General features: G+C 70.0%; 8 protein-coding genes and 2 pseudogenes. 8 read left to right on the top strand and 2 right to left on the bottom strand.

Features of this window, described 5'->3' with window-relative positions; genetic code table 11:
- The first annotated feature begins 173 nt into the window (after positions 1 to 173).
- The 4 genes from P1P70_RS04020 (at position 174) to P1P70_RS04005 (ending at position 2461) form a co-directional block, all read left to right on the top strand.
- The gene (locus P1P70_RS04020; protein ID WP_319234632.1) at positions 174 to 1130 is read left to right on the top strand and encodes a hypothetical protein; all 957 of its coding nucleotides are present in this window, start codon (positions 174 to 176) and stop codon (positions 1128 to 1130) included.
- An 84-nt stretch (positions 1131 to 1214) separates the two neighbouring features.
- Complete coding sequence (locus P1P70_RS04015; RefSeq protein WP_319234631.1) at positions 1215 to 1664, top strand: hypothetical protein; 450 nt, start codon at positions 1215 to 1217, stop codon at positions 1662 to 1664.
- 62 nt (positions 1665 to 1726) lie between these two features.
- The gene (locus tag P1P70_RS04010) at positions 1727 to 1870 is read left to right on the top strand and encodes a DUF433 domain-containing protein (protein ID WP_319234629.1); all 144 of its coding nucleotides are present in this window, start codon (positions 1727 to 1729) and stop codon (positions 1868 to 1870) included.
- A gap of 39 nt (positions 1871 to 1909) precedes the next feature.
- Positions 1910 to 2461, top strand: coding sequence for a hypothetical protein (locus P1P70_RS04005; RefSeq protein ID WP_319234627.1), 552 nt, complete (start codon positions 1910 to 1912; stop codon positions 2459 to 2461).
- A 104-nt stretch (positions 2462 to 2565) separates the two neighbouring features.
- Here P1P70_RS04005 and P1P70_RS04000 read toward each other — a convergent pair.
- Positions 2566 to 2997 (bottom strand): annotated as a pseudogene (locus P1P70_RS04000) (aminotransferase class I/II-fold pyridoxal phosphate-dependent enzyme); the annotation flags it as partial.
- Positions 2998 to 3171: 174 nt separating this feature from the next.
- Between P1P70_RS04000 and P1P70_RS03995 the strand changes: the two are divergent.
- From P1P70_RS03995 to P1P70_RS03985, 3 genes are all read left to right on the top strand, one after another.
- Entirely contained in the window at positions 3172 to 3726 is a 555-nt protein-coding gene (locus tag P1P70_RS03995; RefSeq protein ID WP_319234625.1) for a Uma2 family endonuclease, read from the top strand.
- A 159-nt stretch (positions 3727 to 3885) separates the two neighbouring features.
- Positions 3886 to 5988: a hypothetical protein gene (locus P1P70_RS03990; RefSeq protein WP_319234624.1), complete on the top strand. Its 2103-nt coding sequence runs from the start codon at positions 3886 to 3888 to the stop codon at positions 5986 to 5988.
- Positions 5989 to 6079: 91 nt separating this feature from the next.
- The gene (locus tag P1P70_RS03985; RefSeq protein ID WP_319234622.1) at positions 6080 to 6826 is read left to right on the top strand and encodes a UPF0158 family protein; all 747 of its coding nucleotides are present in this window, start codon (positions 6080 to 6082) and stop codon (positions 6824 to 6826) included.
- A 132-nt stretch (positions 6827 to 6958) separates the two neighbouring features.
- Here P1P70_RS03985 and P1P70_RS03980 read toward each other — a convergent pair.
- A pseudogene (locus P1P70_RS03980) lies at positions 6959 to 7396 on the bottom strand (aminotransferase class I/II-fold pyridoxal phosphate-dependent enzyme); the annotation flags it as partial.
- A gap of 23 nt (positions 7397 to 7419) precedes the next feature.
- Between P1P70_RS03980 and P1P70_RS03975 the strand changes: the two are divergent.
- Positions 7420 to 8862 (top strand): recombinase family protein, encoded by a 1443-nt coding sequence (locus P1P70_RS03975; RefSeq protein ID WP_319234621.1) that lies wholly within the window; start codon positions 7420 to 7422, stop codon positions 8860 to 8862.
- Positions 8863 to 8879 lie beyond the last annotated feature (17 nt).

Below are 8879 nucleotides of genomic sequence, written 5' to 3'. Positions count from 1 at the left end.
TTAAAGGACAGTCCCTGGCCGGGAGACCCGCGTCACCCGTCCGAGTGACGGGCTTGCAGGCGTGGGATCTGGGCGGTTACGTTCGCCGCGACAACCGAAGACAGACATCGGCCCCCGGCCGGGACTGGCATCCCGAACGAGGGCCTGACCGATCAGGAAGAGAACGCTTCCCGATGGCTGGCCCGCAGTCTAACGCGCCCCTGCGCGCCGACGCCGGAACTCCGACTTCCGGCGTGATCCACGTACGCACCCGCCTCACGGCCGACTTCACGGTGATCTCCAACGTCCTGGCCCAGCGGCGCGGCAGCGCGGTCACGGTCGGTGTCGCGGCGTACATCTCCTCCCTGCCGGACGGCACGTGCGTGAGCATCGCCGCCCTGTGCGCGCACTTCGACGAGGGCGAGATCCTGGTCTCGCGAGCGCTGAGGGAGCTGGAAGCGGCCGGATACCTGGAGCGCCGCCGCGAACGGACCCCCACCGGCCAGGTCCGCACCCGTACGTACTTCTACGACGTCCCCGGCGGCGAACCAGCCCCGGACCCGGACGGGCCTCCCGGGCCCCCCAAGCCTCGTCGCCCCCGCAAGCAGACCGCCGCTGCCACTTCCGCGCCCGCGTCCGGGGCCGTGCAGGACACGGTGGAGACGCCCGTACCGGCTGAGGAGGCGGCGGAGCCGGAAGCGGAGGCCAAGAACGAGCCCGAGACCGGCGCCGGGTCACCGGTCCCGCTCGCTGACGCCGACGCTGACGCCGAGGTCGACCCCCGAGCCATCGTCGTACTCGCCGGACTCCGCCGGGTCGATCCCCGCCTCGTCCTGTCCGAGCGGGAAGCCGCCCGCCTCGCCCCCGCCGTCACCCGGTGGCTCGGGGCAGGCCTGCTGCCCACCCAGATCACCGACCTCCTCACCGCACGACTCCCGGCGGACCTCCTCGTCCGCCCGGTCGGCATCCTCGCCTACCGGCTCAAGGAGACTCCACTGATCGCACCGGAGACCGGAAGCCCCGAGACCGCAGAGCGCCCGACGGTCCTGAGAATGCGGAACTGCGACGGCTGCGACCGGGGCTTCCGCTCCGCGGGACACAGCCACTGCCGGGACTGCCGGACCCGGGACCAACTCCCCGCGACGGGCTGAGCCGGTGGCAGGGTATGCGGTCCACCCGCAGGTGGGGGGCTTGATGTGGCACGTGCGAAGCCAGACGCCAAGAGGAGGTGGGGCATGGTCGACAGGTTCACGGACGGACTTCTGACGCCCACGGAAACAGCCTCCTACCTTCAGATCCCTCAGTCGACCCTCACCTCGTGGCTGAAGGGCAAAGCTGCCGGAGTACCCCTGGTCCGCCAGGTGGAGCCGCTACGGAAAGGGCAGCCGTCGGTGCCGTTCATCGCGGTGGCCGAGGCGCACGCCCTGCGTTCTCTGCGTTCTCTGGGGCTCCGCATGAGCGAGATCAGGGAGGCGGCCGCAGCAGTACGGGACGCCTTTGACACTCCCTACGGTCTCGTCTCCAAGCGGATCGCCACGGACGGCGTGGACATCTTCGTCGAGCACGGCTGGGGGATCTCCGTAGAGCCCGCGACGGCCAGGTCCCCATCCATGAGGTGGTTTCGGACTACCTCCGCTACCTCAGCTGGGAGCCGGGCGGCGACTTTCCCTCCAGCCTGCGACTGAGGCAGTACCCGGACTCCGTCCCCGTCGTGATCGACCCGAGGTTCGGTCACGGACTCCCTGTTGTGGCCGCGAACCGCGTCACGGTCCAGGCCATCACCGACCTGTGGGAGGCCGGCGAGACGGTCGAGGACATCGCGTACGACCACGAGATGACGCCTGAGCAGGTGGACGCGCTCTGCCAGGCAGTGGTGCACCTTGTCGCCTGAGTCCTCGAATTCTTCCTCGACCGGAATCCAGGTCGTCGTGTGGCGGAGGGACTGAGAGCCTGCGGGTGGACGGTTCACCGCATCGGGGACGTCTTCCCGGACGACGGCCAGGACATCCCGGACGAGGAGTGGATCACGCATGGTCTCGACCGCTCCTGGGTTCCGCTGTCGAAGGACGGACGGATCAAGAGCCGGGACCTGGAGACCTCGAGCTCCTGGAGGCGTTGTCCGACGCCGCTGAGCTGGGCGCCCGGGAGGCCGTGCACCGAGCGATCGTCTCGTGGCGGGCAACCGCCCGGATCAACGCTGACCCTGTCCAGCTCCGGGAAGCACTCCGTCCGCTCGGTGACGTCGACCTCGGCCCGGTCGAGGCGCACGGGTGAGCCCGAAGAAAGGCGACCGGGTAAGTGTCCCGCCGCTGAGTGGCTGGAACGTCATCCACGGGACGACGGAGGCCGCGACCGGTTGGGAGGAGTTGTGCCGGGTGGCGTTGCCGAACGCGCATCGCCGCCTGGAAGCCCTTCGCACGGATCCGCTGGAGCGGGCCAACTGGAACCGTCAGCACCAACTTCGCGGCAGGCACGCCCCTAAGGAATGGAAGGGCTCCGCCCTGGAACAGTGGGAATACGAAATCACGAGTGGTGGCAGGGTGCGATATACCTGGTCAGCCCGGAGACCTCGACTGTCATTCTCGTCTACGCATCGACCAGGCATCCCAAACACACCGAGTAATCAGACGTCCGCTTGCAGAACGCGAACCGTACGAAGGGTGCGCCTTGCTCGCGGTGGTCGTAGAAGACCGCGTTGGGGATGGCGACGACACCGGCCCGCTCGGGCAGCGCACGGCAGAAGGCGAAGCCGTCGGTCTCGCCGAGGGGGCGGATGTCGGTGGTGATGAATACGTCCCGGACGGCCGGAACACCGCGAAGCCGGCGTCCGCGAGCCCCGCCGACAGCAGGTCGCGCTTGGCCAGCATGTCCGCGCGGAACGCGTCGAAGTAGCTGTCCGGCAGCGCGAGGGCCTCGGCGACGGCGTACTGGAACGGCCCGGACGCCACATAGGTGAGGTACCTGCTTCGCCGAGCGCACCGCCGTCACCAGCGCGGGCGCGGCCGTCACCCAGGTGACTCCTCGTTGGCCTACCTATTCCTGTGTGGTGCGACCAGGCCCCGCTGCGGACCTCCGGCACCGGCGGTGAGCGGGCGGCACAACCTGTCCGGACCGGTCTCCGGGCCCTACCGCAGGGCTCGGTCACGCGGCACTGCCCGTCGTATCCTGACCACACACGGGAAGGAGCCGTCCATGAGCGTCGACGCGATCGTGCACACCGAGTTCCCCAAGGGATACACGGTCCTGTTCGGAGCTGACGGAAAGGTGATCATGACTCCGCAGAGCTTCGAGCACTCCAGCACGATCAAGTCGATGCAGTACGACACGATCGTGTCCCTCGGACGCCATGCGAAGACCGCCTCCGACGTCTACATCGACTTCCCCGCCGACGAGAACTCCGCCCCGGATCTCGTGATCCTTCGCGAGGACGCCCGCCGGGAAGGCAAGCGCTACGGCTTCGAGGACGTCCTGCTGATCTCCGAGGTCGTCTCGACCTCCTCCGCGCGCAAGGACTACGACGACTGCACGGCCAAGTACGGTCGCTACGGCATCCCGATCTACCTGGTCGTCGACCCGTACGCCCAGGAAGTCGTCCTCCACACCCAGCCGACCGCCACCGGTTACATCGCGGCACACACCCACAAGTACGGGACGGGCAAACTCCCCATCCCCCTGGCCGACGGCCGCACCTTCACCCTCGACCTCGACGAGCTCCCGCGCCCGGAGCCCGAGTCAGACGCCCGCTGACGAAGACTCCCGGGCGCGGCCGGTCCCCTGCCGTGAGGCCGGACGACGAAGTCCGGTTCCTCGCAAGGAGGTTCGAAGCCGCGGTGGCTGTGGGTGACAACCACCATGTCCGGCCCCTGAGGCCGATAGCGTGGAGCGGCAAGGACGGCTGCTGACAGGGTGGACGAATTCATGCGGATGCGGTTCGAACCCGAGGCCGAGGAAGAGTTCGAGGCGGCGTGCGGGCTGCTGGTGGACCGCCTCGTCCGGTGGGCCGGGGAGCAGGGGCTGACGGTGGACGGGTTCACGGCTGAGACGGCTCTGGACTACCGGCACCGGGCGACTGCCGACGGCCGACTGGGGTTGTGGGAGTCGCGCCATGTGGAGGAGTTCCTCCTCTCCTGGCTTCCCCAGCAGGTCACCGAGCTTCCCGGGGAGGAACGCGCCGACGTCCCGGGCACACTGCGTACGCTGCTGCGCTTTCTGCACGCCGCGCGGTTGGCGGATCCACGCGGCCCCTCACTCCAGGATTCCCTTGGCGCGGTCGACAGGGTCGCGGACCAGCATCTGGCGGCGATGACGGACCGCACGCGCTGGGGATTGGCGAAGTTCTGGGCGATGACGGCCGCGGAGCAGGGCGTGGACGTCCAGGACGGGGCGGCGTTTCAGCGCTTCGCGGACCGGGCGCAGCGCGGAGAGGTCGCCTACGATCAGCAGGCTCTCGCCGCGATCATGGAACGGCGGCTGACCGGCCGCGCGCTGTCGGGCGTGGCCCGGGCCGAGCCGCAACTGCCCGTGATGCTTCCCCCGGACGACGAACTGCGCCGACGGGCCGAGGCGTCGACGACCGTGGCGCGGTTGCGCGGACTCACCGAATGGGCGGGGCAGGGCGGCCGACCGGTGACGGCGACGGGACGGCTGCGGATGGCGGAGGCCCGTGAGCTGGTGGACGTACTCGGCACCGGCGACAAGATCGAGGGGGTGCGCTCCTCGGCCGACCTGCCGCGGCTGGGACTGCTGGTGGAGTGGGCGAAGAAGGCGCGCCTGGTCCGGGTGGTCAAGGGGCGGCTGTACGCGGTGGCCAAGGCCCGGCCGGTGCTGGCCGACCCGCTCCAGCTGTGGCTGCGCGCCTTCGACGCGTGCTTCGAACTGCGGCAGGCTCTGATCGGGGCGCGCAGCGGCTGGCACGTCGAGTCGATGCTCTTCGACGTCTACGAGGACATCCTGGACGATGTGCTGAACACGCTCTACAGCCTGCCGTACCCGATGCCCTGGCCGCGGCTGCGCGACACGGTGCACCTGGCCTATCGGGCCTCCTTCCAGCTCGACGCCGGGTCGGACCCTCAGCACCGGATGTGGTTCGAGCACGCCGACCGGGACCTGCGCGCGGTGCTCGACCTGCTGGTCGACCTGGGCGCGATCGAGCGGGACCGTGGGATGGCCGATCCGGTGTTCCTGGACATCGACCTCTCCGACGCCGGTCCCGAGCTGCCCGCGGACATGCCGCCGGAGTTCGCGGAGCTGCTGGGCGGCGCGGGGCCGGCAACGGACCCGGCGGCGCGGGAGCGTGCCGATGCCCGGCGAGAGGAGCTGACCGCCGGGCCGGTCGAGCTCATCCGTCTCACCGAGCTCGGTACCCGGGCCGTACGACAGCGGTTGCTTGCGGTCGGCAGGGACGCACCGGTGGTCGGTGAACTGGCCCAGGCGTCGGCGGCCGGCCTGCTGGGGGTGCTGGCCGAGGACTACGACCCGGACGCCGCCCGGACGGAGCTGGCCGGCTGGATCACGGCCCGTGGCGAGCGGGAAGGTGCCCTGCGGCAACTGACCGACGCGGTGAGGTCCATGACCTTCCGCACGCGTGCGCAGGCGACGCTCGACGTGTTGTCGGTGGCGTTGGACGGTGAGGGGGAGGGGATGCTGCGCACGCTGCGGCGAGACACACAGCTGGCGCCGCTGGCGCTGAACGCGTTGGCGCACCGTGAGTTGCTGTCCCCCGAGGACATGACCGACGCCGAGCAGCTGCTGGTGCTCGCCGAGAGCCTGCTTCAGCTCGTGGAGTTGGCGGGCGGAGGGGACGGCGCCGAGGAGATGCTGCGTGCCCAGGGCCCCCAGGCCAGGGACGCGGTTGCCGCCGCGTTGGACTCCGCGCACCCGGACCGGGCGGGACTGGACGAGCTCAGGCAGTTGGCGGCCCGGGCACTGGGTACGCACGGCGCCGGTGTCGGCCGCGCCCGGAAGGCTCGGCGCTCCTCAGGCAAGAGCGGCCGCAAGCGGCGCCGCTGACCGGGCGACACCGTCTGCCCCCGGGCGCCGGGCAGAGGGAACCGATGGTTCCGGCGTCGTACGTCCTTGGCGACGCGTTACCGTCGGGGTCGTGGTTGAGGGATGGGACGAGGGCGGACTGCGGGCCCTGCGTGGTGCGCTCCACGCGCAGGACGGGGTGACGCTGCTTGCGGCGTTGCGTCGTGGACCCGTGCGTGAGGTGCTGCAGCTGGCCGGCGACGGTGTGGCCGGGACCGCGGCACAGGGCCTGCCGGGGGCTGCGGAGATGGCAGCCCTGTTTCTCGGCGCGCTCCAGGAGCGCGGCTTCCGGGGCGATGAGGAACTGGCGGATCGGTTGCGCGCGGCCGCGGGTGACGCGGCGATCCCCTTCCTGCGCCCGCTCGCGGTCGATCTGGAGATGCTCGCCATGCTGCTGGAGAGCGACCCGGCCGAGTCCGGTGGCCGGGTCGCTCTGTCCACCGGGGAGTGCCGGCCTGCGCTCACCGATGAGCCGGGGCCTGGGCCCGAGGCCGAGGAGGACGACGACCCCGAGCGATGGCTGTACGTTCCGGCTCTGGGGTCCCGGGCCGGTTACCGGGACATGGAGCTGTTCATCGAAGAGGTCGGGGACGCCACCCTTGCCAACCGGCTGCGGATCGCCATCGGCGGGCGGGGTGCCTTCCGGCGCTTCAAGGACGTCCTCGCCGGTGACGAGCACTCCTGGCGCCGGTACCACCGGTTCCGCGATGAGCGACAGCGCGGCAGGGCCCGCGCCTGGCTGGCCGAGGAGGGCTACTGCCCGCCCATCACCTCCCGCGTAGAGCCCAGCTCGGGTTCGTTTCCTTCGGGGCCGGTATGACTCTTTCCTGCCCCTGTCCTGCATGATCCGGGGGTGCTGTCAGCGGGCCTGGCGGCAGTCGAGTGCGGGTGCGCGGGGGCTCGTGGCAACCAGGCCGTGTGGCCGGTACAGATCCTGGTACGTCTGTTGCCGTCAGGGGGCCAGCGTCTTGAGTCGGGAGGCCGCCTCCTCCAGCACGCCTGTCCGCTTGCAGAATGCGAAGCGAACAAAGGGTGCGCCGTGCTCGCGGTGGTCGTAGAAGACCGCGTTGGGGATCGCGACCACCCCGCAGCGCTCCGGCAGTGAACGGCAGAAGGCGAAGCCGTCGCTCTCGCCGAGGGGGCGGATGTCGGTGGTGATGAAGTACGTGCCGGCCGGACGGAAGACCGTGAAACCCGCCCGCTCCAGGCCGCCCGCGAGCAGGTCCCGCTTGGTCAGCATGTCCGCGCGGAACTCCTCGAAGTACGAGTCGGGCAGACGCAGGGCCTCGGCCACGGCGTATTGGAAGGGCCCGGAGGCGACATACGTCAGGTACTGCTTCGCCGAGCGGACGGCGGTGACGAGATCGGGGGCGCCGGTAACCCAGGCCACTCCTCGTTCGTACACTCATTCACGTGTCGTACAACAGGCCCACCAGGGGCAACTCCAGCACCGCCGGTGAGCCGGCCGCCATCTACTGCCGCATATCCCAGGCGGACGACGACGATCAGACGGGCGTCGACCGCCAGGAGCGCATCTGCCGCGAGATCGCCGAACGGCGCGGCTTCGTCATCGATCCCGCCCACATCTTCGTGGACAACAGCCGCTCTGCTTGGAGTCGCAAACGGAAGCGGCCAGGCTGGGACCGCCTGCTGGAGGATGCCCGGAACCGTACCTTCCGGCACGTCATCGCCTACCACCCCGACCGGCTCATGCGGCAGCCCCGAGACCTGGAGGAGCTGCTCCAGGTCTCCGACGACCACGCCATCACCCTCCACGGCGAGGCGAACCGGCGGGACCTCTCCGACCCCGACGACCGCTTCATCCTCCGCATCGAGGTCGCGCACGCCTGCCGCTCCTCGGACGACACCTCACGGCGGTTGAAGTCCGCGATGCAGGAGCGGGCGCAGGAGGGCAAGCCTCAAGGTGGAGTGAGACGGTTCGGCTACACCAAGGGCGGGATGACGATCATCGAGGAGGAGGCCGAGATCGTCCGGGAGGTGTTCGACCGCTATCTGAAGGGCGAAGGCGCGGCGCCCATCGCGAAGGACCTGCACAGGCGGGGTATCCAGACGGCTGGCGGCAAGGCATGGAACAGCGGCACCGTCCGTGCGCTGCTCGACTCCCGGCACGTCGCCGGCATCCGCATGCACCAGGGCGAGGAGGTCGGCCCCGGCACCTGGCCCGCGATCATCGACGCAGGCGTGTGGGCGGAGGTGCGGACGCGGCGCGAGTACCGGTCGGCGGTGTACCGGGAGGTGCTCAGCAAGCCCGCACAGCGCTATTACCTGCTGCGCGGCCTGGTGATGTGCGGGCGGTGCGGGACGATGATGTCCGGTACGGCGAAGGGCACCGGCCCGGTCTACCAGTGCAACCGCCGGGGCCGGAACGACGAGAAGAAGTGCACCCGGTCGATCATGGCCCAGACGCTGGAGGACTTCGTCGCCGACGCCGCGGTCGAGCTGCTCGGCAAGCTACGGGTGGACGGCCGACTCGCCAGCAGCAACCTCTCCGAGAGCGTGACCGAGGAGCTGGAGGACGACCAGCGGCTGCTCGGCGAACTGAATCAGATGTGGACCGCGAAGGAGATCTCCACGGCGGAGTACCGCAAGATGCGCAAGGAGATCACCGATCGCATCGCGAAGGCGCAGCGCAAGGTCGTCGTCCGGCCGATGGTGCTTCTCGACGGGCTGACGGGCGCGGGCGCGCGGGCCGCCTGGGACGCCGAGGACATGACGGATGAGCGGCGCAACGCGGTGCTGCGGTTCCTGTTCTCCGGGGTGGTCATCGACGAGCCGAAGAAGTTCGGCCGGTTCATGGACTGGGACCGGATCAGCATCGAGCAGAACCCGCTGTAGCGGGGCGAGGCCGGTGG

Source organism: Streptomyces sp. MB09-02B, from assembly GCF_033794485.1.
In the GTDB taxonomy this organism is placed as follows: domain Bacteria; phylum Actinomycetota; class Actinomycetes; order Streptomycetales; family Streptomycetaceae; genus Streptomyces.
Note: the sequence above shows the minus strand (reverse complement) of the source record. Positions and strands in the feature narration are given on the sequence as shown.

Bases quoted from the DNA above. Each gene is read 5' to 3' on its own strand.
- P1P70_RS04020 (WP_319234632.1), top strand. From the start codon at position 174: ATGGCTGGCCCGCAGTCTAACGCGCCCCTGCGCGCCGACGCCGGAACT.
- P1P70_RS04015 (WP_319234631.1), top strand. From the start codon at position 1,215: ATGGTCGACAGGTTCACGGACGGACTTCTGACGCCCACGGAAACAGCC.
- P1P70_RS03995 (WP_319234625.1), top strand. From the start codon at position 3,172: ATGAGCGTCGACGCGATCGTGCACACCGAGTTCCCCAAGGGATACACG.